The 24,310-nt window shown below is 38.3% G+C and carries 21 protein-coding genes and 1 riboswitch; of the genes, 17 read left to right on the top strand and 4 right to left on the bottom strand.

Going from position 1 to position 24,310, the window contains the following annotated elements:
- Positions 1 to 29 precede the first annotated feature (29 nt).
- A riboswitch (TPP riboswitch) is annotated at positions 30 to 127 on the bottom strand.
- Between the two features lie 194 nt (positions 128 to 321).
- The 5 genes from mbcS (at position 322) to I5435_RS16865 (ending at position 5,502) form a co-directional block, all read left to right on the top strand.
- Positions 322 to 1,908 carry an acyl-CoA synthetase MbcS gene (mbcS, locus tag I5435_RS16885; protein WP_258841900.1) on the top strand — a complete coding sequence of 529 codons (1,587 nt, stop codon included), beginning with the start codon at positions 322 to 324 and terminating at the stop codon, positions 1,906 to 1,908.
- Positions 1,909 to 2,095: 187 nt separating this feature from the next.
- On the top strand, positions 2,096 to 3,109 hold the full coding sequence (sppA, locus tag I5435_RS16880; protein WP_024363787.1) for a signal peptide peptidase SppA: 1,014 nt from the start codon (positions 2,096 to 2,098) through the stop codon (positions 3,107 to 3,109).
- A 12-nt stretch (positions 3,110 to 3,121) separates the two neighbouring features.
- Entirely contained in the window at positions 3,122 to 3,730 is a 609-nt protein-coding gene (locus tag I5435_RS16875; RefSeq protein ID WP_337982642.1) for an RDD family protein, read from the top strand.
- 250 nt (positions 3,731 to 3,980) lie between these two features.
- The gene (tpx, locus tag I5435_RS16870; RefSeq protein WP_024363789.1) at positions 3,981 to 4,484 is read left to right on the top strand and encodes a thiol peroxidase; all 504 of its coding nucleotides are present in this window, start codon (positions 3,981 to 3,983) and stop codon (positions 4,482 to 4,484) included.
- Positions 4,485 to 4,572: 88 nt separating this feature from the next.
- Entirely contained in the window at positions 4,573 to 5,502 is a 930-nt protein-coding gene (locus I5435_RS16865; RefSeq protein WP_025220308.1) for a class I SAM-dependent methyltransferase, read from the top strand.
- A gap of 48 nt (positions 5,503 to 5,550) precedes the next feature.
- Here the strand turns inward: I5435_RS16865 and I5435_RS16860 are convergent, their stop codons facing one another.
- Positions 5,551 to 6,000 (bottom strand): universal stress protein, encoded by a 450-nt coding sequence (locus I5435_RS16860; RefSeq protein WP_024363791.1) that lies wholly within the window; start codon positions 5,998 to 6,000, stop codon positions 5,551 to 5,553.
- 298 nt (positions 6,001 to 6,298) lie between these two features.
- On the opposite strand from I5435_RS16860, the gene ald reads away from it, so the two are divergent.
- Positions 6,299 to 7,414, top strand: a complete 1,116-nt coding sequence (gene ald, locus I5435_RS16855) for an alanine dehydrogenase (RefSeq protein ID WP_024363792.1) — start codon at positions 6,299 to 6,301, stop codon at positions 7,412 to 7,414.
- A 376-nt stretch (positions 7,415 to 7,790) separates the two neighbouring features.
- On the opposite strand, the gene I5435_RS16850 is transcribed toward ald, so the two are convergent.
- Entirely contained in the window at positions 7,791 to 8,879 is a 1,089-nt protein-coding gene (locus I5435_RS16850) for a M24 family metallopeptidase (protein ID WP_337982641.1), read from the bottom strand.
- A gap of 307 nt (positions 8,880 to 9,186) precedes the next feature.
- Between I5435_RS16850 and I5435_RS16845 the strand changes: the two genes are divergently transcribed.
- Positions 9,187 to 9,870 carry a metal-dependent hydrolase gene (locus I5435_RS16845; RefSeq protein WP_024363794.1) on the top strand — a complete coding sequence of 228 codons (684 nt, stop codon included), beginning with the start codon at positions 9,187 to 9,189 and terminating at the stop codon, positions 9,868 to 9,870.
- Between the two features lie 152 nt (positions 9,871 to 10,022).
- A complete protein-coding gene (locus tag I5435_RS16840; protein WP_024363795.1) occupies positions 10,023 to 11,330 on the top strand; it encodes a DRTGG domain-containing protein in 1,308 nt (435 codons plus the stop codon).
- Positions 11,331 to 11,415: 85 nt separating this feature from the next.
- Here the strand turns inward: I5435_RS16840 and I5435_RS16835 are convergent, their stop codons facing one another.
- The gene (locus I5435_RS16835) at positions 11,416 to 11,721 is read right to left on the bottom strand and encodes a YtpI family protein (protein WP_024363796.1); all 306 of its coding nucleotides are present in this window, start codon (positions 11,719 to 11,721) and stop codon (positions 11,416 to 11,418) included.
- A gap of 90 nt (positions 11,722 to 11,811) precedes the next feature.
- On the opposite strand from I5435_RS16835, the gene I5435_RS16830 reads away from it, so the two are divergent.
- From I5435_RS16830 to I5435_RS16795, 8 genes are all read left to right on the top strand, one after another.
- Entirely contained in the window at positions 11,812 to 12,759 is a 948-nt protein-coding gene (locus tag I5435_RS16830; protein ID WP_108029953.1) for a DHH family phosphoesterase, read from the top strand.
- A gap of 19 nt (positions 12,760 to 12,778) precedes the next feature.
- Positions 12,779 to 15,862: a DNA polymerase III subunit alpha gene (gene dnaE, locus I5435_RS16825; RefSeq protein ID WP_337982640.1), complete on the top strand. Its 3,084-nt coding sequence runs from the start codon at positions 12,779 to 12,781 to the stop codon at positions 15,860 to 15,862.
- A 130-nt stretch (positions 15,863 to 15,992) separates the two neighbouring features.
- Positions 15,993 to 16,634, top strand: a complete 642-nt coding sequence (locus tag I5435_RS16820) for a FadR/GntR family transcriptional regulator (RefSeq protein ID WP_025220305.1) — start codon at positions 15,993 to 15,995, stop codon at positions 16,632 to 16,634.
- A 21-nt stretch (positions 16,635 to 16,655) separates the two neighbouring features.
- Positions 16,656 to 17,513, top strand: a complete 858-nt coding sequence (gene accD / locus I5435_RS16815) for an acetyl-CoA carboxylase, carboxyltransferase subunit beta (protein ID WP_024363800.1) — start codon at positions 16,656 to 16,658, stop codon at positions 17,511 to 17,513.
- Complete coding sequence (locus I5435_RS16810; protein WP_024363801.1) at positions 17,506 to 18,462, top strand: acetyl-CoA carboxylase carboxyltransferase subunit alpha; 957 nt, start codon at positions 17,506 to 17,508, stop codon at positions 18,460 to 18,462. The genes accD and I5435_RS16810 overlap by 8 nt, the downstream gene beginning before the upstream one ends.
- Positions 18,463 to 18,689: 227 nt before the next feature.
- Positions 18,690 to 19,649, top strand: coding sequence for a 6-phosphofructokinase (gene pfkA, locus I5435_RS16805; RefSeq protein WP_024363802.1), 960 nt, complete (start codon positions 18,690 to 18,692; stop codon positions 19,647 to 19,649).
- Positions 19,650 to 19,676: 27 nt separating this feature from the next.
- Entirely contained in the window at positions 19,677 to 21,437 is a 1,761-nt protein-coding gene (gene pyk, locus I5435_RS16800; protein WP_024363803.1) for a pyruvate kinase, read from the top strand.
- 156 nt (positions 21,438 to 21,593) lie between these two features.
- Complete coding sequence (locus tag I5435_RS16795; RefSeq protein WP_337982639.1) at positions 21,594 to 21,983, top strand: FxsA family protein; 390 nt, start codon at positions 21,594 to 21,596, stop codon at positions 21,981 to 21,983.
- On the opposite strand, the gene I5435_RS16790 is transcribed toward I5435_RS16795, so the two are convergent.
- Complete coding sequence (locus I5435_RS16790; protein WP_229387366.1) at positions 21,967 to 22,932, bottom strand: AI-2E family transporter; 966 nt, start codon at positions 22,930 to 22,932, stop codon at positions 21,967 to 21,969. The genes I5435_RS16795 and I5435_RS16790 overlap by 17 nt on opposite strands.
- Positions 22,933 to 23,184: 252 nt before the next feature.
- Between I5435_RS16790 and citZ the strand changes: the two genes are divergently transcribed.
- Entirely contained in the window at positions 23,185 to 24,300 is a 1,116-nt protein-coding gene (citZ, locus tag I5435_RS16785; protein ID WP_024363806.1) for a citrate synthase, read from the top strand.
- The last annotated feature ends 10 nt before the right edge of the window (positions 24,301 to 24,310 follow it).

Here is a 24,310-nt window from a genome sequence, read left to right as displayed (position 1 = left end):
GGCACACGTAAAAAGAGCTTTTCATCAATAATAAGATGTGTATTGCTCCCTACGTCAGTATTAACTAACAGGTTCAAAGGGTCAGGTTTTACCTTCTCAACTCACAAGAGTCCCCCTGCAATCATGAAAATTTTAGTTGACCAAAATGTAACATACCTTTTCATAGTATTCAATAGCATTTTATCATTATTTGGAAAGCAGTGACTGATGCCATATACTAGACCATGATAATTGTCATGACTTTTTTAAAATAGGGTCCTTCCATTGAAAATCGTAAAAAATGAGTTTTATAATGAACCTAGTATTAAGGAGGAAGTTATGATGAAAAGACAGGATTTAATTGCACCAGAATGGTATAACATTGTGGAGGAAATTGAAAAGTATGCTCAAGATCCATCTAAAAATGCATTAATAGTTTATAATGACAACGAAGAAATTCAATATATTACATACGCAAATTTACTGGAAAAGGCGAATCAGGCTGCCCATGTATTTACTTCGCAGGGTTTAACGAAGGGCGATGTGCTATTAGTGATGGTTCCAAGATCTGTCGAAGCTTATATTGTTTACATAGCGGCACTGAAAGCGGGTTTAACTATCATCCCTAGCTCTGAAATGTTACGTACAAAGGATATTGAATATCGTATTACACATGCCAATGCCAAAGGTATTATCGCCTATGAGCCATATATTGAGCAATTTGACGACGTAACAAATTTAAAAGGAATTATGCAATTCGTTATTGGTCACGCGCATGCACCATGGCAACCATTGCTTGAAAAAATGAAGGAACATCCTACAAATTATACAAACCCTACACCGACAAAAAGTACAGATCATGCCTTTTTAGCTTATACAAGTGGGACAACAGGGAATCCTAAGGCAGCTGTTCATACACATAGCTGGGGTTATGCGCATTTACGTACGACAGCACCGAATTGGTTAGGTGTCCAAGAAAATGATATAGTTTGGGCTACTGCCGCACCCGGTTGGCAAAAATGGATTTGGAGTCCGTTTTTAGCAACGTTAGGTAGTGGAGCAACGGCATTTGTCTATAAAGGAAAATTTGATGCTTCGACTTACTTGTCATTGCTAGAAAAATTTAAAGTAAATGTGTTATGTTGTACCCCAACAGAATATCGCTTTATGGCCGCACTTAACAATCTACAGGACTATAATTTAAGTGCCATCCGTCAAGCTGTATCAGCGGGGGAGCCGTTAAATAGTGAAGTCGTTAAAGTGTTTTCAAAAACGTTTCATATTCAAGTGCGTGATGGCTATGGCCAAACAGAAAATACATTGCTTGTTGGGACACTGGTTGGCATGGATGCTCGCGTCGGCTCTATGGGTAAACCGACACCAGGCAATACAGTCGAAATTATTGATGATTTTGGAAATCCTGTTGCTGATGGCGTGGTTGGAGATATTGCCGTTCATCGTCAAACCCCAGCACTGTTTAAAAAGTATTTCAAGGACCCAGAACGCACTAGCATGCAATTCCGTGGAGATTGGTATATTACCGGTGACCGAGCATATAAAGATGCAGATGGCTATTTTTGGTTTGAGGGACGTGGTGATGATGTCATTATTTCGTCAGGCTATACAATTGGGCCATTTGAAGTGGAAGATGCCTTAATGAAGCATCCTACTGTTAAAGAAGCTGCTGTTGTGGCAAGCCCTGATGAAGTAAGAGGAAATATTGTGAAAGCCTTTATCGTCTTGCGTGAAGGAGTGACAGGTGATGATACGCTTATTCAAAAGCTACAAAACCATGTGAAGCTGATGACAGCACCTTATAAATATCCACGGGCAATTGAATTTGTTGAAGCATTACCAAAGACTGCATCTGGAAAAATCCGTCGTGTCGAATTACGACAACAAGAAAAAGCCCATTACACACACCAATAATTATTTCCTAGGAAATAATGTCGAAAAATCAAAGTTCATGCTTTATGATGAACTTTTGATTTTTTTTGTACATCCCTATTTCGTTTATGGCAAAATAATAAATGTGGGAAAAACTTTTACATAAAAATCACTTAAAAGTGAAACGTTTTCGACATTTAGACGTATAACGTGAAGAGGAGGCGATTAGATGAATACAAAAAGGTGGATAGCCTTAGCAGTTGCAGCTGTATTATTAGTGTTTTCATTAGGACTTAACACAATTATGGCGATTTTTAAATCAGATTTCTTTAGTAATTTTGATAGCGTGATGGCTGGCAAAAATTTAGATGTATACGAAACGATTATTGAAGGTGAAGATCATACTAAACGTATCGCATATTTGAAAGTGGATGGGACGATTCAAGATGTTGGATCGAATACATTATGGCAATCCATTGCTTACGATCACCAGTTTTTCTTAAATCAATTGGATAATATTTTAGCTGATGATACAGTACAGGGGATTGTACTAAGTGTGAATACTCCAGGTGGTGGAGTAAAGGAATCGGCAGAAATTTATAAGAAATTGTTAGAAATTAAAGAAGAGCGTCAAATTCCTATCTACGTGTCGATGGATTCTATGGCAGCGTCGGGTGGTTACTACATTTCAGCACCAGCAGATAAAATATATGCACATCGTGATACAATAACAGGTTCTATTGGTGTCATTATGCAATCTATTAATTATCAAGAATTAGCCGAAAAAGTTGGCGTGAAATTTGAAACGTTTAAATCAGGGCAACATAAAGATATGCTAAGCCCTACGCGTGAAATTACTGCAGAAGAACGTGCTATGATGCAAGATATGATTAATGAATCTTATGAAGAGTTCGTTGATATTGTTGAAAAAGGACGAAATATGTCTGAAGCGGATGTAAAAAAGGTAGCTGATGGTCGAATTCTTGGCGGTACAAAGGCACTTGAAGCAGGCTTAATTGACGAAATTGGCGATGAGCAAGCGGCAATTGCAGCTTTACGACAAGATTTTGGATTAGAGGATGCAGTTCTTTTCGAATACTCGTATAATCAAGGAGGCTTACCGTCATTAATTGGCATGAAAGTAGGTTCACTATTTGGTCCTTCGGCTGAAGAAAAAATGTTGATGAAAATTATGACGGAATACAAGGCACCAAAAATGATGTATTTATATGGTGAATACTAAGGAGGGCATACCATGACAAACAATGATTTCGTTTTGCAAGGGACACCCTCGATAAGCCAAGAATTGCTAGATAAAACAGTGACGCCTACAGTGATGACAAACTATGAATTGAAGACCGCAGGATTTTGGGTACGTTTTTGGGCATTTGTCCTGGATGGATTAATTATTTCTGCAATAATAGGAATTGCTGTTAATCCAATATTTTACTTAATGGACTGGTCATTATCAGAATCAGTGTGGTATGCACCTATTTCAATTATTTCAGCTGTTCTTTATTATTGTTACTTTGTTTTGATGACGAAATTTTTCGGGCAAACTTTAGGGAAAATGGCATTGGGGTTACGTGTAGTATCGCTGAAACATGATAAACTCCAATGGTCAGATGTGCTGTTCAGAGAATGGATTGGTCGTTTAATCAGTAATATCTTTACGCCGCTGTATATTTTAGTTGCGATTTTACCTGACAATCAAGGTATACATGATTATTTTGCGGAGACTACGGTTGTTCATGAAAAAGTGTATATAGTAAAAGAAACTGTGCAAGCAACAGTACAAACGCCAGCAACTATTCAGGAAACTGCTAAAGAGCCTGAAAAGTTGGAGGAGAAGCCTGAGGAATAATCAGCAGGCAAAACATCACTTTGAGTGACTTGACAAAGAGATGTAAATTTTTGATATGTAAAAATGTTAGATGATTACAGTCATCTAACATTTTTTTGTAATTATCTTTAAAAATGTGTGTGAACAGTGTAAATAGGAGTGGTAGCTGACAAGCCATCACAATAATTGCATGAAGATAAGTTGTCCTAGTTGCAATTATTTCCCTACATTTAGTAAGATTATGTACATATGATGATTAGGAGGCGTTAACATGGCACAAATTACATTTAAAAAGGGTCCAGTAACACTAATAGGTAACGAAGTAAAGGTTGGAGACCAAGCACCGGATTTCACAGTATTAGCAAATGATTTATCACCTGTTTCTTTAAAAGATTCAGAAGGTAAAATTCGCTTGTTTAGCGTAGTCCCATCATTAGATACAGGTGTATGTGATGCACAAACGCGCCGTTTTAATGAGGAAGCTGCAAATTTAGGCGATGATGTAGTAATTTATACAGTATCAGTTGACCTGCCATTTGCACAAAAACGTTGGTGCGGAGCTGCAGGAATTGATGCTGTTCAAACAGTTTCAGATCATCGCGACCTGTCATTTGGTGAAGCATATGGCGTATATATTAAAGAATTACGCCTTCTAGCACGTGCTGTTTTTGTGGTAGATGCAACTGGCAAAGTGACTTATGTCGAGTATGTACCTGAAGCTACAGATCATCCAAACTATGAAGCAGCAATTGCAGCAGTGAAAGCACTAGCATAATTTGCTTCTTTTAGGCTAAGATAATACTAGACAAAAGGGCTGTGACAGGTTTTGTCAAGGCTCTTTTCTGCGTGAAAGGAAGTTGTGTATGGAAAAAATTGAAAAACTATTTGGGATGCTGAATGAGCATGCAGAAAAAATAGAAAAAGAGCAAGATGCGACATTGCTTGAAGGTGTGCTTGATGGGCTAGAAGCATGGCTTGATGGAGAAGTAGATTTCTCCCAACAAGGAGCAACGAAAGAAGATGTGCGTAAATCTATTCAAATTGCGATTTTAAAAGGGATGCGTAAAGGTTCCCAGCCAAATCATCAAATGACGCCAGATACGCTTGGTTTATTAGTTGGTTATTTTGTTGAACAAATTTTTGCGGATCGATTAGAGAAAGAAAAGCTGACAATCATGGACCCAGCAGTGGGAACAGGTAATCTATTGTTAACAGTTATGAATTTACTTGATGGAAAATTAGAAGCATCAGGTGTGGAGGTAGATGAATTACTGATCCAATTAGCTGCAGCAACAGCAGATTTAACAGAGCAACCAGTTTCTTTATATCGCCAAGATGCGTTGCAAGACTTATTGGTGGATCCTGTAGATGCGATTGTTTGTGATTTACCAGTCGGATACTATCCGAATGAGGAAGTAGCACTAGATTATGAGCTTTGTGCTTCTGAAGGCATGAGCTATGCTCATCATTTATTTATTGAGCAGTCTATCAATTATACGAAAGACGGAGGCTATTTATTTTTCTTAGCGCCAACACATCTTTTTGAATCAGAACAGTCGAAACAACTGCATAAGTACATCCAAAAGCATGCTTGGATTCAAGCGATTATTCAATTGCCAGATACAATGTTTGCCAATAAAGCACTTGAAAAAAGTATTGTGATTTTACAAAAGCAAGGGGAAGCTTTTAAAGCCCCGAAAGAAGTATTATTGGCAAAAGTACCAAATATGCAAAATAAACAAGCGCTTGCACTGTTTTTTGAGAAAGTGAAGATGTGGCAAGAAGGAAAATAAAATAATAAAAAAGGTATCCGAATTAGGATACCTTTTTATGTATTGCGATTAAGCTTCTGGTGTACGGATAACAAGTACGTCACAATTTGCAGAACGTACGATTGCTTCAGATACTGAACCGATTAGGAAGCGTTCTACTGCATTTAAACCAGTAGCGCCACAGATAATTAAATCTGCATCAACGATTTTAGAAAGCTCTTTTGTAATAATATTTTTAGGAGATCCATACTCGATTACAAGGTTTACGTTTGTTAAGCCTTCTTCTTCAGCTTGTTTTTTGTAACCATTTAATAATTCTTCAGAGAAAGCTTGTGCACGCTCTGCAATGGAACGGTCATATGCTTCAATAGCAGCGAATGAACGTGTATCAATAACATTTACTAGGTTTAAAACAGCACCTTCGTTACGTTTAGCAACGTCGATTGATTTACGAAAAGCGTACTCTGCCTCTTTAGAACCGTCTACTGCAACTACAATGCTTTTATAATGATTAGCCATTTGTATTACCTCCCTATTTGTATAATGATATTATATCAAATGATTTTCTAAAGGAAATACTTTCCGAAGAAAATTTGTGAAAAAGTGAAGGCATTTACTGTACAATGACTCGTATATCTTTAATAGTCTTACTATTTGATATTTTATAAATATTGTAAATTTAATTAGTATTTGCTTTAATTAAAGCATTTTTTGCACATGTTTGGTAAGATGGAAATGCAAGGGGTGCATCATTTACGATGAAACGTATTTTGATGAAAATTGCTTAGTTCATAGGTTATGAAAGGGGATTGGAAATATGAAGATTGGTATTCCAAAGGAAATTAAAAACAACGAAAATCGCGTAGCAATGACACCAGCAGGAGTTGTATCCTTAACGCATGCTGGGCACGAAGTGTATATTGAAACAGGAGCTGGTATCGGTTCAAGTTTTACAGATGCAGATTACGTAGCAGCAGGTGCACATATCGTTGCATCGGCAAAAGAAGCGTGGGCTCAAGAAATGATTTTAAAAGTAAAAGAACCCGTAGCATCGGAATACGATTACTTTTATGAGGGACAAATCTTATTTACCTACTTGCACTTAGCGCCAGAGCGTGAATTAACGCAGGCATTAATAGATAAAAAAGTTGTAGGTATTGCCTATGAAACGGTTCAACTTGCAAATGGTTCACTACCTTTATTAACACCAATGAGTGAAGTAGCTGGTAAAATGGCAACACAAATTGGTGCGCAATATTTAGAGAAAAATCACGGTGGTAAAGGGATTTTACTAGGCGGTGTATCAGGTGTACAACGCGGTAAAGTAACAGTAATTGGTGGCGGAATCGCCGGAACAAACGCTGCGAAAATCGCAGTTGGTATGGGAGCAGACGTAACAGTTATTGATTTAAGTCCAGAACGTCTACGTCAATTAGAAGATATGTTTGGTCGCGATGTTCAAACATTAATGTCTAACCCGTATAATATTGCAGAATCTGTGAAACACTCAGATTTAGTTGTCGGTGCTGTTCTAATTCCTGGTGCAAAGGCTCCAAAGTTAGTTTCGGAAGAAATGATTCAATCGATGCAACCAGGTTCTGTTGTTGTGGATATTGCGATTGACCAAGGTGGAATTTTTGCGACATCTGATCGTGTTACAACACATGATGATCCAACGTATGTTAAACATGGGGTAGTCCACTATGCTGTTGCCAATATGCCAGGGGCTGTGCCACGTACTTCAACGATTGCTTTAACAAATAATACAATTCCATATGCGTTGCAAATTGCCAATAAAGGCTATAAGCAAGCATGTATTGACAATCCTGCATTGAAAAAAGGTGTGAATGCATTAGAGGGGCATATTACTTATAAAGCGGTAGCAGAAGCACAAGGCTTGCCATATGTGAATGTGGATGAATTAATCCAATAATAATGAATAACTAAAATTAATATATCCTGTGGTTGCTATTCGTTACGTATGAATACATCTGAACCATGAAATGCCAAAAGAAGGACAGAAATATCCATTTATATTGGATTAGCAATTCTTCCTTTTACAATAAATAAAAATATTGAAGCTAGCATTAGTTGTTGACGTAGGCGCTGACTCCTGCTCAGAACAAACATCATGTAAGACGCGGGCATTCCGAGCAGAAAGCATCGCCATAACGTACAACAAACGATAAAGAAAAAGTGTTAGATTGACTTTAGTCAATCTAACACTTTTTCTCTTTTGTGACTGTAAAAGAATCCAGAGAAACTGTGCTATCTTCTACATCGTATTTCCAACTGTAAAATACCTTGTCTTACAGTACGATTAAGTCTTTAGGGAATTTTGTTAATACTTCCACACCATCTTTTGTAACCACGACATCATCCTCAATACGGACACCTGTCACATCAGATTTGTAAACACCAGGTTCGATTGTGAATACCATGCCTTCTTTCATCATCATGTCATTTGTTCCTGTAATAGATGGGAATTCATGAACGGAAATGCCAAGCCCATGGCCAAGTCGATGTGTGAAATATTCACCAAATCCTGCGTCTGTAATAGTATCGCGCGCAATTTTATCTAAATCCATTGCACGTACGCCAGGCTTTACAGCTGCAATGGCATTGGTATTAGCCGCTAATACAGCATTATAGATTGCCTTTTGTGGAGCAGATGGTTCACCAAAAGCTACTGTACGTGTAATATCAGAGCAATAACCATCGTAAATTACCCCTAAATCAAATAACACCATATCGCCTTTTTCGATTTTACGTGAACCAGGTTTACCATGTGGTGAAGCCGATTTTGGTCCACTTAATACCATTGTTTCAAAGGACATTTTACAGCCTTTTTCTTGAATAGCACTTTCAATAGCAGTTAAAATCTCCATTTCAGTTTTACCTTCAGCAATTTCTTTGCAACCTACTTCAATCGCATAATCGGCAAGTTGAGCCGCTTTGCGTAACTTATTTAACTCATTTTCATCTTTAATCACACGCATTGCATTAATTTTTTCATCAAGGCGTACGAATTGAGCTTGTGGAAATGATTGTTGTAAAGCTTCTAAACGTTCTACGATAAGCTGTGCTTTTTCAATCGCAAATGTTGATGGATTTACATTGCGCTTATGAATCGCTTGTGCAAGAACATCCATAGCATTATCTGTATCTTGATGACCGATTACTTCATATGACCAGCCGGCAGCTTGTGCATCTGGAATTTCCATTTGTGGACAAATTAAAAAAGGTTCTGCTTCTTTAAAAATCATCACACCTAGTAATCGTTCGTGGGGATTACTTTTAAAACCTGATACGTAATAGACATTATCGGGAGTCGTTACGAATGCGGCATCAATTTGATTTTTTTGTAAATAGTTTTGGATTTCTTGTACTTTTGACATCATCCATTTCCTCCTCATATTGCACCTAGTTTTTTTCGATGTTAATTTAAAACATCATCTTTCAAGTGGCTTCATTTTTAGGTATAAGCAATGCAATGCTTACGTTTATTTGGAGCACCCGCAGCGCGGTTATAACAAAAAATGATTTAGCACGATGGTTCTTTTCTCGGCATATACATGTCAAAGGAAAAGCTAGCACTATAGCACTTTTCATATCCTGTACAAGCATATCAAAAAAAGGGAAAAAGCGCATGGATAGCGAATTAAAAGATGGAGCAAATATTATGGTATTGGGAGGAACGTTTTTATGCAAATTAGTTATCATGGTCATTCTGTCGTTAAAATTCAGACAAATGATAAAACAATTTTAATTGACCCTTTCATTAATGGAAATAGCCAAACCGATTTGAAGGTTACAGATGAGGCGCCGGATATTATTTTACTTACACATGGGCATAATGATCATGTAGGGGATACGGTGGAACTTGCTAAGAAAAAGGACGCGCTAGTTATTGCACCAAATGAATTAGCAAACTGGATTTCATGGCAGGGTGTGAAAGCGCATCCAATGCATATTGGTGGAGCAAAACAGTTCGATTTTGGGAAGGTGAAGTTTACACAGGCTTTCCACGGCTCCTCTTATATAACAGAAAACAATGAAATCATTTACATGGGAATGCCTGCCGGCGTGCTATTATTTATCGAGGGATTAACGATTTATCATGCGGGGGATACAGCACTATTTAGCGATATGAAATTAATTGGTGAACGTCATCCAATTGATATAGCGTTTATACCAATTGGAGATAACTTTACGATGGGTCCTGAAGATGCTGCATGTGCTGTAGAATTTTTAAAACCAAAAATTGTTGTACCGATACATTATAATACATTTCCTCCGATTGAGCAGGATCCGCAAATTTTTGCAAATTTAGTGCAAAATGCAGAGGTTCAAATTTTAAAAGCTGGTGAAAAAGTAAACTGTTCCTAATCATTTAAGGTGCTGTACTATAATAATTGACACCACGTGCGTAGTTGAAATAATAGGAAACGTTAAACATTTTACACCTTTATACTCAATATTTTCGCAAAAAATATGGTACACTAAGAACAGAATTCATTGCTTGAGAAATAGGTGATATTTTGTCAACAAAACATGAGAAGATTTTACAATACATCGAGTCACTACCCGTGGGCGATAAAATTTCAGTACGACAAATTGCAAAAGAAATGCAAGTTAGTGAGGGAACGGCTTACCGCGCTATAAAAGAAGCGGAAAATCGTCGCTTAGTAAGTTCTATTGAGCGTGTCGGAACAATTCGTATTGAAAAGAAAAAGAAAGAAAACATCGAACGGTTAACATTTGCCGAAATTGTTAATATTGTAGATGGCCAAGTATTAGGTGGTAAAACAGGTCTACATAAAACATTAACAAAATTTGTAATAGGTGCGATGCAATTAGAAGATATGATGCGTTATACAGATGCTGGTAGCTTACTTATCGTCGGAAACCGTATAAAAGCGCACGAAAATGCGCTACGTGCAGGTGCTGCTGTATTAATTACCGGTGGCTTTGACACAACAGATGACAATAAGCAACTTGCCGATGCACTGGATTTACCGATTATTTCTACTAGCTACGATACTTTTACTGTTGCCACGATGATTAACCGTGCTATTTATGACCAGTTAATTAAAAAAGATATTTTATTTATTGAGGATATCTATGTACCAATGGTTGAGACATCTGTGTTACGCAATGATGAAACGATTCATCATTTCCACAAGTTGAATGAGCGTACAACACATGGTGCATTCCCAGTAGTAACTGCCAACAATAAATTGGTCGGAATGATCACTGTTAAAGACGTTATTGGTAGGGAAGAAGACGAGCTGATTGAAAAGGTTATGACGAAAAATCCAATCGCTGGTTCAATGAAAATGAGCGTCGCGTCTGCAGGGCACCGCATGATTTGGGAAGGAATCGATTTACTACCAATTGTCAATGACGATAATGTTCTACAAGGTGTAATTAGTCGTCAAGATGTGCTGAAAGCATTGCAACTTGCACAAAGACAGCCTCAGCACGGTGAAACAATTGATGATTTAGTAAAGAATGAGATGAAAGTGCTAGGCGATGAAGATTTAATCGTTGAGTTTAAAGTGACACCGCAAATGACAAACCAATATGGGGCTATTTCTTACGGAGCATTTACAACTTTACTAGCCGAAGTTGGGTCATTTGCATTAAAGCGTCGAAAACGTGGCGATGCAGTGGCAGAAAACATGACGATTTATTTCATTAAGCCTGTTCAAATGGAGAGCACACTTACTGTTAAGCCCCGCATTTTAGATATGAGTCGGAAGTTTGTTAAGATGGACTTCGAAGTATTTAATGAGCAAATGCTTGTCGGTAAGGCAATGATGATGTTCCAGCTATTGGAGCGTTAAGTACACAAAAAGGGATGGCCTAGTGCAAATACTAGGTCATCCCTTTAATCGTTATGTTCAATGATATGTGCCCTGCAATTAGAAATTATCGGTTGATACGATATTCTTCATCCACAAATTGACCATAGTGGCGAGCTTTTTTAATATTTTCTACAATAACAAAGATGCCTAATATCACAAGAATTGCTACAATGATAAATGTAAACATTCCAGGGAATAAGTAAGCTTGGTTTAAAGAAAATGCAAGAATAAAGGAACCGAAGCCTATATTCGCCTTACTTTTGTACCAATTTTTAGCAATAGGTAATGGAGAACGGAACTGTTTTGTTTTAAAATAAAAATAAAAGACAAATGATATGATAATTGCGAAGACAAAAATTAAATTGAGCATAGTAAACCTCCTAGCATAACTAGACATTATTGTAACGATTATTGAAGAAAAATGCTAACGGTTATTACTATCATTTTGGGGGAAATCATTTTGAAAAGACAAATCATCGACACAATTACTGCATATGAGACAATCGTTATACATCGCCATGTGCGTCCGGATCCGGATGCGTACGGATCACAATTAGGGTTAAAAGAATTGATTTTAGCCAATTATCCTGATAAAAAAGTGTACGCTGTAGGCCAGCACGATACGTCTTTGTCGTTTTTAGCAGAGCCCGATCAAATTGCGGATGCTGTTTATGAAAATGCTTTAGTTATTGTGACAGATACAGCGAATACGGAGCGTATTGATGATCAACGCTATACAAAAGGTAAGATGGTTGTAAAAATTGATCATCATCCGAATGATGACCAATATGGAGATTTATTGTGGGTAGATACAACAGCAAGTTCGTGCAGTGAAATGATTTACGAGCTTTTTGAAACAGGTAAAGAAACATTGGATTGGCAACTATCGGATGCCTCTGCTAGATTATTATTTGCTGGAATTGTAGGAGATACAGGGCGTTTCCAATTCCCAAGTACGACCGTAAAAACATTTAGAGTGGCAGCAGAGCTCATTACATATCATTTTGATCGAAATCAAATTTTCGATGGGATGTATGAAATGGAACAAAAACTGTTAACTTTACAAGGTTATATTTATCAAAACTTCATAATGGATGAACATGGAGCGGCGTATGTTAAACTGACTAAGGAATTACTTGCAGAATTTAACGTTGTGCCATCAGAGGCATCTTTATTAGTCGGTTGTTTAGGCAGTGTAAAGGGAATTTGTGCTTGGGTTATTTTCATAGAAGAGGAGGACCAAATTCGAGTTCGTCTCCGTTCTAAAGGTCCGATTATTAACACATTAGCAAAAGAATTTAATGGTGGGGGACACCCTCTTGCTTCAGGGGCAACTGCCTATTCATGGCAAGAAGCAGAGCGTGTCACTGCACGTTTAAAAGAAATTTGTCAATCATATCATTCATAATTGAAAGGCGGGGATTCTTTTGACACATGTATATACACAAATGCATACGAGCGCGGATTTATTGCAAAGCACGATTCGGCTTGAACAATTGATCCCTTTTTTACAAGAGCAAAATACGCAGGCCTGTGCAATTGTCAATTCGAAATTGTACGGGCTTTTGCCTTTTTGTCAAGCGATGCAGCAAGCAAATATTCATGCGGTAATAGGGCTTACAATAAAGGTCCAGTGGGATGAAAAAACAATTCCGCTTGTGCTGTATGCGCAAACACAGGAAGGTTATCAGCATCTACTAAAGATTAGTAGTGCTGTTTCTATTCGACAAGACGAGGTATTGCCTTGGAAATGGCTTGAAGGCTATGCGGCAGGATGTATAGCGCTACTGTCGACGGTTGAAATAGCCGATAGAGCAGAGTGGCAAGCAATGACAAGTGCGCTACAGCAAGTGTTTGGAAAACGTCTATATGTAGGGATCGCAAGACCAGGAGGAATAAGAACAGACAATGAAGCGATGATTGCGCAGTGGTGTGAAGCCGAAAATATTGCCATTGTAGCCACGCAACGTTGCTATTTTTTACGACCAGAAGACCATTTTGCTTATGAAGTGGCTAGAGCAATCGATACAGGGGAAAAGCTTCAAAACACGATGCTTACAGCGCATTTAGAACACTATTTTGTACCAACAGAGGAACAGTGGAAAGGTTGGTTTGGAGATCGTTTAGAATGGCTTGAAGCAAGTGCCAGCATGCTTGCTAGCTGTGTTGCAAAAATTCCAGAAACGCATGTTCAAATGCCTACATTCCCTGTACAAGAGGGAGAAACAGCCGAAGACTTGCTTGTCAAAGAGGCATTTTTAGGCTTAGCTGCACGTTTGAAGGTGGCTGAGCTACCTGTAGCATATCGAGAGCGACTCCAATATGAGCTTGGAATCATCTGTTCAATGGGCTATGCTGATTATTTTTTAATTGTTGCAGATTTTATGCATTTTGCCAAAGAACAGCGTATTTTAACTGGGCCAGGTCGTGGATCTTCCGCAAGTTCACTCGTTGCTTTTAGTCTCTCTATAACACAGGTCGACCCACTCGCCTATGGTTTATTATTTGAACGCTTTTTAAATCCTGAGCGTGTTACACTGCCAGATATCGATATTGACTTTGTGGACAGTAAACGACATCAAGTCATTCAATACGTCGTACAAAAATATGGCAAGGCTAATGTTGCACAAATTATTACTTTTGGTACTTTGTCTGCGAAAGCAGTAGCAAGAGATGTGGCGCGTGTTTTTGGGTTTGAGGCTGAAGTGATGGAAAAAATATCGAAAATGATCCCCAATAAACCAGGGATGACTTTGCACAGAGCGGTGGCAGAATCACCAAACTTTCAAACTTGGTTAGCGGAAAATGAATACCATCAACGTTGGTATGAAGTGGCATTAAAACTAGAAGGCTTGCCGAGAAATTCTTCTACCCATGCAGCGGGTGTTGTGTTAGCACCGACACCTTTAGTGAATACAATTCCAATAGAAGATGGTCATGATGGTGTGTATATTACGCAGTGGCCGATGGGGGATGTGGAGGCGCGTGGGCTTGTAAAGATGGACTTTTTAGGGTTGCGCAATTTAACAATTTTAGAGCAAGTACGTTGGTCTATTTATAAAACTGGAGGGCCATGGATAGAATTTGACCTTATTCCAATGCATGACGAGCTGACGTTCCAGTTGCTTCAAAAGGGTGATACAGTTGGTATTTTTCAGCTAGAATCGGAAGGGATGAAACAAGCATTACGTGATATTCATCCAACCCATTTTTTGGATATTGTAGCTGTCAATGCACTTTACCGTCCAGGCCCAATGGAATTTATCCCTGTGTACGCTAGACGGAAAGCAGGCAAGGAACAAGTAACGATGCCCCATCCGTTGCTGGAACCAATTTTACGCGAAACATTTGGTGTTATTGTTTATCAGGAGCAAATCATGCACATTGCTGCAACGATGGCAGGTTTTACAATGGGGCAGGCGGATTTATTGCGTCGTGCGGTGAGTAAGAAAAATCGTGATATTTTAGACGAGCAACAAGCCGCCTTTGTCAATGGGGCATTGAACCAAGGTTTTGATCGACATATTGCAGAAGATGTCTATGCGCTAATTGTCCGCTTTGCAGACTATGGCTTCCCAAAAAGTCATGCTGTTGCCTATAGTGTCATCTCGTATCAAATGGCGTATTTAAAAGCACATTATCCGCAAAGTTTTTATGCTGCTTTATTAACAAATGCAACGGGAAATACGGAAAAAATTCAGCAACTTGTAGCGGAAGCGAAAGATAAAGGAATTCCATTTTATCCACCTTCGCTGTTGCACAGTACAAAATTCTTTTTAGTTGAAAAGGATGGAATTCGCTTTAGTTTATCCGGCGTTAAAGGTGTGCCGCACACGTTTATAGAGAAGGTAATGGCAGTACGCAAAACAAATCCAGCTGCTTTTCATAATTTATTTGATTTGGCAGTCGCTTTAAGTGCACAACATTTCAAACCGAAAGTAATGGAAACTTTAGTTTATGCAGGTGTGCTCGATTATCTAGGTAAGGATCGTGCGGTGCTCGTAGCTACTTTAGAGGCGGCGCTAATGCATGCAGAACTATTGCGTCCAACAGAAGATGTAGATATAGAAACGGCAACTGCGTTTACTTTTGGGAAACCAAAGTATATGCAAGCAGAAGCGATGCCCCAGAAGGAAAAACTCCAGCATGAAAAAGAAAGTCTAGGCTTTTATATATCAGCTCATCCTGTTTCAGAAGTAAGAAATTACTGGGCAGATGTGAATATTACATGTGCAGAACTGAAGCATGCACGTGAGGGAATGTATGTAAAAATGATTGGACTGATTGAAGAAGTAAAAAAAATCCGAACGAAAAAAGGAGAGCAGATGGCTTTTGTCCAACTTCAAGATGAGTTTGGTACAGTATCTGTGACATTATTCCCGCAAGTATTTCAACTCGTACAGGAAATGTTGCTGGAAGATGGGTTACTCTATATTGAAGGCACGCTGGAAAAACGTTTTGGGAAACCACAAGTGAAAGTAAAACATGCACAATCGACTGAAAAATTATGAAATTAAACAAGAATTTAGAAACTGCATAGCATCATATGCAGTTTTTTCTTTACTTTTCATCAGTTATTTTGTAAGATATAGTCAATGCTAAAAAGTGGTCAGACCACTTTTGATAACGGGAGTTAATCATATGGATAAACAAACCGAACAAAAAAAAGTGTTTTTAGAAATCGTTCAGCAATTGCGTCAACTGATTCGAATGGAAAAAATTCAAGCTGGAGAAAAGCTTCCTTCTGAACGTGTATTATCAGAAAGGTTAGGTGTTGGGCGATCCTCTGTAAGGGAGGCACTGCGCAGTTTAGAGTTACTTGGACTCATTGAGACACGTCATGGTGGGGGTACATTCCTTGCCTCAACACATAAGCATCAGCTTGTAGAAGTACTGTCGATGTTTATATTAGAAGATGAAAAATCAAAAAAAGATGTCGAATTAACGCGACAAATTCATGAAAAGGAAGCAATTCGCGTAATAAGTTGTACAGAGATTCTTCGTACACTACCTGTGTGGGACAGTTTTTTTGTGAAGCTGGAGATTGAAGGAACAGTCAATTGTCGCGATGTGTTACGAGAAATAATTATTACATCAGGCAATCGGCTTTCGCTGAAAATCTGGTTTCAACTTGCAGCTTATGACGGTGACCGTTTAAATCGAAACTCAACGGAAGATGAAAAACTTATCCTTCAAACAATGTTGAAATCGATGCAGCTTGGTTATGAAAAAGAAGCTTTACGAGCTTACGAGCAGTGGATGGGTACTGGTCAAACTTTTTAGACAACAAAGGGGGAGTCAAACATGGCAATACGCGACATATTTAGCGCAAATCGAAAAAAGAAACAGGATGGTCAAGAAAAGGCATTTCCAGAAGGACTCATGACAAAATGTCCAGAATGCCGCCATATCCAGTTAACAAAAGAATTAGAGAAGCATCACAAAGTATGCACGAAATGTGGTCACCATTTTAAAATGACGGCACAGGAGCGTGTAGCAGACTTTTTAGATGAAGGTTCGTTCGTTTCGATGGACGATCATTTACAAACAAGCAATCCACTAAATTTCCCTGCCTATGTAGAGAAAATTAATGCGGATCAACAAAAAACAGGCCTAAATGAAGCGGTATTGACAGGGTTAGGCACACTGGATGGGGAAGAGATCGTCGTTGCCATTATGGATTCGCATTTCCGTATGGGGTCAATGGGCTCTGTTGTTGGAGAAAAGATAACACGCGCTGTTGAAAAAGCAACAGCATTACGTGTACCATTTATTATTTTTACTGCAAGTGGTGGCGCACGAATGCAAGAAGGTGTTTTATCGTTAATGCAAATGGCAAAAACGAGTGTGGCGTTAAAACGTCATAGCGATCAAGGGCTATTATTTATTTCGATTTTAACGCACCCAACGACAGGCGGTGTTTCTGCAAGTTTTGCCTCAGTGGGGGATATTAATATTGCAGAACCTCAAGCACTAATCGGCTTTGCTGGTAGACGTGTAATTGAAGAAACAGTAAGAGAAAAACTACCAAATGATTTCCAAACAGCAGAATTTTTATTAGAACATGGTCAACTAGATGCCATCTTCCATCGCAAAGATTTACGTAAACAAGTGGCTGTGCTTGTAAAAATGCATACGAAGGGTGGCGTACAACATGTCTAAAAATTTAGCCTTTGAAGAACCAGTAGTACAATTACGTGAAAAAATTGATGAATTAAAAACGATTGCAGCCGATGCGGATGTAGATATGACTGGTGAGATTGAAAAGCTGGAAACACGTTTAACGCAATTAGAGCAATCAATCTATGCCAATATGAAGCCGTGGGATCGAGTGCAAGTGGCACGTCATCCAGAACGACCAACAACGTTACAATATATTGAAGCGATGTGCGAAAATTTTATTGAACTACATGGTGATCGTACGTTTGGTGATGATGCCGCGATACTTGGTGGGATTGCTCTTTTTGAAGGACAACCTGTCACTATCATCGGTCATCAACGTGGCAAGTCCACAAAAGAAAATATTCGCCGTAATTTCGGTATGCCACATCCAGAAGGTTATCGTAAGGCGTTACGCTTAATGAAACAAGCTGAAAAGTTTAATCGTCCAATCATTTGTTTTATTGATACAAAAGGTGCTTACCCAGGGAAAGCAGCAGAAGAACGTGGTCAAAGTGAAGCGATTGCTCGTAATCTAGTAGAAATGGCAGGGTTATCAGTACCAGTCATTAGCATTGTTATAGGAGAAGGCGGTAGTGGCGGTGCTTTAGCATTAGGTGTAGCAAACCGTGTATTCATGTTAGAGAACTCTACTTATTCGGTTATTTCTCCAGAAGGTGCGGCTTCAATTCTATGGCGTGATGGTAGTCTTGCAAAGCAAGCGGCTGAGGCAATGCGCATTACCGCACCTGATTTAAAAGAGCTTGGTGTTATTGATGGGATTATTCCTGAAATCACTGGCGGTGCTCATCGCAATGTAGCAAAGCAAGCTATGTATATAAAGGAATGTATTAGTGACACACTAAAAGCATTAAATTCTTTAAATGGTGAGCAACTAATTGAAGACCGCTATGAAAAATTTAAAAAAATTGGACAATATACAGAAGTGTAGACTAAACACATAACAAAGCGCTGACTAGCTAATCGTTAATTTATAACGAAGAATTTTTTAAAAATGTTAAATTTTAGATGCTTTGTGATGAGAAGAATGTGTGAAAGCGCATTCTTTTCATTTTTTATGTAAAAGTTATGTTTTTCTAACGTCAGAACCCTTACATAGTTTGTTTTTTCGTGTTAATGTGAATAATATTAGATAACACTGCAGGAGGTTGTTCGACAATGAAAAAAATTGCCGTATTAACAAGTGGTGGAGATGCACCTGGCATGAACGCAGCCATTCGAGCAGTCGTTCGTAAGGCAGCTTATCATGGACTAGATGTTGTTGGCATTAAGCATGGCTATGAAGGTTTAATTAAAGGATCTTTTGAGCTACTTGATTTAGGCTCTGTAGGTGGCATCATTCAAAGAGGGGGTACGAATTTATTTTCAGCTCGTTGCCCTGAATTTAAAGAAGATGCTGTCCAACAACAAGGTATTGCTAAAATGCGAGAAGCAGGTATCGAAGGTTTAGTTGTTATCGGGGGTGATGGTTCCTATCGAGGTGCTATGGACCTTGTGAAAAAAGGGTTCCCAGTTGTTGGTGTGCCTGGAACGATTGATAACGATGTTCCTGGAACAGAATATACAATTGGCTTTGATACTGCGCTTAATACAGTCGTTGAATCAATCGATAAAATTCGTGATACGGCGACTTCCCATGAAAACTCTTTTATTGTTGAAGTTATGGGGCGTGATGCCGGTGATATCGCATTATGGGCAGGGCTTGCAGCAGGTGCTGAAACCGTCTTAATTCCCGAGGAAGATTATGATTTAGACGACATCATATCGCGTCTAGAGCGTGGTGAAGCACGAGGGAAAAAGCATAGTATCATTATTGTAGCAGAGGGTGTAATGTCAGGAAGCGATTTGGCAAAACTACTAAAAGAAAAGACGGGGAAAGAGACGCGTGTTTCAGTTCTTGGTCATATTCAACGCGGTGGTTCTCCAACGGCACGTGATCGTGTCCTCGCAAGTCAATTTGGTGCACATGCAGTAGAATTATTAATGGAAGGTAAATCTGGTCGAGCTGTAGGCATACGCAACCATACAGTAATTGACTATGATATGCCAGAAGCTTTTGAAAAGCATCATGAGTCAGATGTAAGCTTGTATACTTTAATGAAAGAACTATCAATATAATTTGGCGTAAAACGGAGTGGGCAGAAAATGAGAAAAACAAAAATCGTATGTACAATTGGTCCAGCAAGTGAGTCACCGGAAATTTTAGAAAAACTAATTGAGGCAGGTATGAATGTAGCCCGCTTAAATTTTTCACATGGTTCACATGAAGAACATGAAGTGCGCATTAATTTAATTCGTGAAGTTGCAGATAAGTTAGGAAAACCAGTAGGGATTTTGCTCGACACAAAAGGACCTGAAATTCGCACACATAATATGCAAAATGGAGAACTGCATTTAACAGCAGGACAAGTAATCGATATTTCGATGACGGAAGTAGAAGGAACAGAGGCAAGCTTCTCTGTTACGTATGACCGACTAATCGAAGACGTAGAACAAAACTCCATTATTTTATTGGATGATGGGTTAATTCAATTACGTGTGTTAGCAACAGATACGGAAAAAGGGCTTATCCACACAATAGTAGAAAATGCTGGGGTCTTAAAAAATAAAAAAGGTGTTAACGTCCCTGGCGTTTCAGTGCAATTACCAGGTATTACTGAAAAAGATGCACAAGATATATTATTTGGTATTAAGCAAGGTGTCGATTTTATTGCCGCTTCATTCGTTCGTCGAGCGAAAGATGTATTAGAAATTCGTGAATTACTTGAGCAAAATGGTGGTAGTCATATTCAAATTATCCCGAAAATCGAGAACCAAGAAGGTGTCGATAATATTGACGAAATCATTTTAGTATCAGATGGATTAATGGTAGCACGTGGTGACCTTGGTGTAGAAATTCCAGCCGAAGAGGTACCTTTAGTTCAAAAGAAATTAATTCTAAAATGTAACCAAGTTGGTAAACCAGTTATTACAGCTACTCAAATGTTAGACTCAATGCAACGTAATCCTCGTCCAACACGTGCTGAAGCAAGTGACGTTGCGAACGCCATTATTGATGGAACGGATGCGATTATGCTATCTGGTGAAACAGCAGCAGGAATTTACCCAGTGGAATCTGTACAAACGATGAATAAAATTGCACAGCGCACTGAAAACTCATTGGATTATAAAGCAATCGTTTCGACACGTAGTCGTGAAAAAGAAGCGAATATGACAGAGGCTATTTCTCAGGCAGTAGCTTATACTTCGATAAACTTAGGCGTAAAAGCGGTATTGGCACCAACGGAAAGCGGAAATACAGCGAGAATGATTGCAAAATATCGTCCTGGTGTACCAATTGTTGCTGTTACGGGCTCTGCAAATACAGCCAATACACTAACGCTTGTATGGGGTGTCTATCCGGTAGTATGTCAACGTGTTACAACGACAGACGAAATTTTAGAGCTGGCAGTAGACGAAAGTTTAAAACATGGCTATGTTACGCATGGTGATGCAGTTGTTATTACGGCTGGAGTTCCTGTTGGTGAAGCAGGTACTACAAACTTAATGAAAGTTCACATTATTGGTGATTTACTGGCGCGTGGTCAAGGAATCGGCAAAGCATCAGTAATCGGTAAGACAGTTGTAGCAAAAAATGCAGCAGAAGCATTAGCATATGACACAGATGGCTGCATTTTAGTAACATTAGGTTCGGATCGCGATATGATGCCAGCGATTGAAAATTGCATCGGCCTTATTACAGAGGAAGGCGGACTGACTAGTCATGCTGCTGTTGTAGGGCTAAGCCTTGGTATCCCTGTAATCGTCGGCGTAAAAGAAGCAACAACATTAATTCGCCACGGTCAGGAAATAACAATGGATGCTGAAACAGGTGTTATTTATAAAGGACATGCAAGTGTACTTTAATAAATAATAACAAGGCTCTAGTAGGGGGAACCGTACTAGAGCCTTTTACATAACAAGTGAAAAATAGTATTTACATGTATTTGTTTTTTAGATGAAACTTATTGGGCTATAATAACGTATAGAAGGTATAGCTTTTTCAATAGAAAGGAGAAAAATATGAAAAAATTTTTTCTTAGTTTTGTTGTATATGCATTAGCCGAACTGGCGTTATTAATAGTTATTGGTCAAAATATTGGCGTTTTCAATACATTATTACTTGTTGTCGCAACGACAATTATTGGTATTTATATAGCGAAAAATAAAGGTATTAATTCCGTGAAAAACGTAAAACATATGGTAGCACGAGGAGAAGCTCCGGGACCTGCATTAGTCGATGCCATGTTGAATTTTAGTGGCGGTATACTTTTAGCACTACCAGGTTTTATAACAGATGTTATCGGGTTGTTATTGCTGTTACCAATAACACGAAAATTATTCCAACCGCTCGTATTTTACTGGATGCGTAAAAAAATGAAAAAAGGACAATTTATCATTGTTCAAAAATAGATTTTTCTTTCAGCTTAACAGCTAAAAATAAAAATAATGGGCTTAGTAAAATACCATAAAAGCCGAATAATAAAATGGAGGCAGCACTGATGAAAAATGTGTGAAATGTTCGTAATTGCAGTGTATTCGACCAAAGCATAGATTCAGCTAGCTGCCTTGTAAGTTGGACAAACAAATACAATAGTAAAATGGCAACACATAAAAAGGTATTACCATTAAAATAAAAGTAAATGCTCATTGGGACAAGAAAAACACCAATGCCGAAAAAAGGTAGTACATCTGCAAAAGCAACAATAAATGCTTTCGTAATAGCTTGGTCAAATTGGAACATCATAAAGCCTGCACAAAGAATGAGCAGTGTAATCGTAAATAACTGAAATTCCACGAATACAAAGTAATGAAACAGTTGCATAACTTTGGAAAAATGAGATTGCCATTCATGTCTATATTTTTTCGGGACATATTGGAAAAACCAATAACGAGATTTCCTTGTTTCTAATAATGCAAAATAATATGCAACAAGAAAGATAAAAACTTCAATGACGTGCTTCATAAATATTTGAAATAAATTTGCTGTATAAACGACGATTGAATCAAAAATAGACAGTGATTTCTCCTGTAAAAACTGCATGAAAATGGATTCATATTCAGTGAATAATGGGAAGTTTTGGAGTGTATCTCGTATTTCTGGAAAGATGAGTATAATGCTGTTTATTGATATAATAATGAGGAGAACAATGCAAGAAAGTATCAATATTTCAACGATAATTGCAGCAATCCAATAAGCGATTTTACAGTACTTATGAAGAAAATTTATTATAGGATATGTGGTAAATGATAAAAATATAGCAAGAGACACAGGTAATACGAACCAAAGAATTACTAAATAGAAAATAAACCAGAAAATATTAATAGTTCTTTCGTATGAAAAATATTTAATATTCCTCATTTTTACAAAATCACCCCGATTCAAATGAAAAAATATTGTCAAAATATACAAAACACCCTCTTTAGTACGCATATATAGTCGCTCGTCCGACTTTTTCTTTATTTAAAGGATTTTCATTCACAAAGCTGTCAAAAATGATTATAATAGCAATGTAAGCGATTTACTTAATGGTTCATGTGAGCAAAAAACGTAAATGCTATGTTTGAAAAAGCGTTTACAATAAAAATTATTAGTATGAGGGAGCGATAATTTATGTCAGCAACAAAAGGTTTAGAAGGTATCGTAGCAGCGGAATCTAAAATCAGTTCAATTATCGATGACACACTTACATATGTTGGTTACAACATTGATGATTTAGCAGACAACGCATCATTTGAAGAGGTTATTTACCTACTATGGCACACTCGTTTACCTAAAGCGGACGAGCTTGCTGAGTTAAAACAACAATTAGCAGACAACATGTCTATTCCACAAGCAATTGTAGACCAATTCAAAACGTACCCACTTTCAACTGTACATCCAATGGCTGCACTTCGTACGGCAGTATCTTTACTTGGTGTATTCGATGAAGAAGCGGATGTGATGGATCCAGAAGCTAACTACCGTAAAGCTATCCGTCTACAAGCTAAAATTGCAACAGTTGTGACTGCATTTGCACGTGTACGTAAAGGCTTAGAGCCAATCCAACCAAAAGCAGAGCTTAGCTATGCAGCAAACTTCCTATATATGTTAAAAGGCGAAGAGCCAGCAGCAATCGAAGTAGAAGCGTTCGATAAAGCATTAGTATTACATGCTGACCACGAATTAAATGCCTCTACATTTACAGCACGTGTATGTGTAGCTACATTATCAGATGTTTATTCTGGCGTAACTGCAGCTATCGGTGCATTAAAAGGACCACTTCATGGCGGTGCAAATGAGCAAGTTATGAAGATGTTAACTGAAATTGGTTCACTTGAAAACGTTGAATCTTACATTCAAAATAAATTAGACAACAAAGAAAAAATCATGGGCTTCGGTCACCGCGTATACCGCAAAGGCGACCCACGTGCACCACACTTACGTGTAATGTCACAAAAGTTAACTGAACTAACTGGTAAACCAGAACTTTATCAAATGTCAGTTAAAATCCATGACATGATCGTTGAACAAAAGAAATTACCTGCTAACGTAGACTTCTTCTCTGCATCAGTGTACGATTCTTTAGGTATCGATCATGACTTATTCACACCAATTTTTGCAGTTTCACGTACTTCTGGTTGGGTAGCACATATTCTTGAACAATATGCTAACAACCGCCTAATCCGTCCACGTGCAGAGTATGTTGGACCAGGCATGCAAAAATATGTTCCAATCAGCGAGCGCTAATTTGGAATTT

The sequence above is a fragment of the Lysinibacillus sp. C5.1 genome (assembly GCF_016350185.1).
GTDB lineage: Bacteria > Bacillota > Bacilli > Bacillales_A > Planococcaceae > Lysinibacillus > Lysinibacillus sphaericus.
Note: the sequence above shows the minus strand (reverse complement) of the source record. Positions and strands in the feature narration are given on the sequence as shown.

Coding starts and splice junctions, on each gene's coding strand:
- I5435_RS16850 (WP_337982641.1), bottom strand. CDS start 8,879: ATGTCAAAAGTACAAGAAATCCAAAACTATTTACAAAAAAATCAAATT.
- mbcS (WP_258841900.1), top strand. CDS start 322: ATGAAAAGACAGGATTTAATTGCACCAGAATGGTATAACATTGTGGAG.
- I5435_RS16865 (WP_025220308.1), top strand. CDS start 4,573: ATGGAAAAAATTGAAAAACTATTTGGGATGCTGAATGAGCATGCAGAA.
- pfkA (WP_024363802.1), top strand. CDS start 18,690: ATGAAAAAAATTGCCGTATTAACAAGTGGTGGAGATGCACCTGGCATG.
- I5435_RS16835 (WP_024363796.1), bottom strand. CDS start 11,721: ATGCTCAATTTAATTTTTGTCTTCGCAATTATCATATCATTTGTCTTT.
- citZ (WP_024363806.1), top strand. CDS start 23,185: ATGTCAGCAACAAAAGGTTTAGAAGGTATCGTAGCAGCGGAATCTAAA.
- I5435_RS16820 (WP_025220305.1), top strand. CDS start 15,993: ATGGATAAACAAACCGAACAAAAAAAAGTGTTTTTAGAAATCGTTCAG.
- sppA (WP_024363787.1), top strand. CDS start 2,096: ATGAATACAAAAAGGTGGATAGCCTTAGCAGTTGCAGCTGTATTATTA.
- I5435_RS16875 (WP_337982642.1), top strand. CDS start 3,122: ATGACAAACAATGATTTCGTTTTGCAAGGGACACCCTCGATAAGCCAA.
- pyk (WP_024363803.1), top strand. CDS start 19,677: ATGAGAAAAACAAAAATCGTATGTACAATTGGTCCAGCAAGTGAGTCA.
- I5435_RS16790 (WP_229387366.1), bottom strand. CDS start 22,932: ATGAGGAATATTAAATATTTTTCATACGAAAGAACTATTAATATTTTC.
- ald (WP_024363792.1), top strand. CDS start 6,299: ATGAAGATTGGTATTCCAAAGGAAATTAAAAACAACGAAAATCGCGTA.
- I5435_RS16845 (WP_024363794.1), top strand. CDS start 9,187: ATGCAAATTAGTTATCATGGTCATTCTGTCGTTAAAATTCAGACAAAT.
- I5435_RS16795 (WP_337982639.1), top strand. CDS start 21,594: ATGAAAAAATTTTTTCTTAGTTTTGTTGTATATGCATTAGCCGAACTG.
- I5435_RS16860 (WP_024363791.1), bottom strand. CDS start 6,000: ATGGCTAATCATTATAAAAGCATTGTAGTTGCAGTAGACGGTTCTAAA.
- accD (WP_024363800.1), top strand. CDS start 16,656: ATGGCAATACGCGACATATTTAGCGCAAATCGAAAAAAGAAACAGGAT.
- I5435_RS16810 (WP_024363801.1), top strand. CDS start 17,506: ATGTCTAAAAATTTAGCCTTTGAAGAACCAGTAGTACAATTACGTGAA.
- tpx (WP_024363789.1), top strand. CDS start 3,981: ATGGCACAAATTACATTTAAAAAGGGTCCAGTAACACTAATAGGTAAC.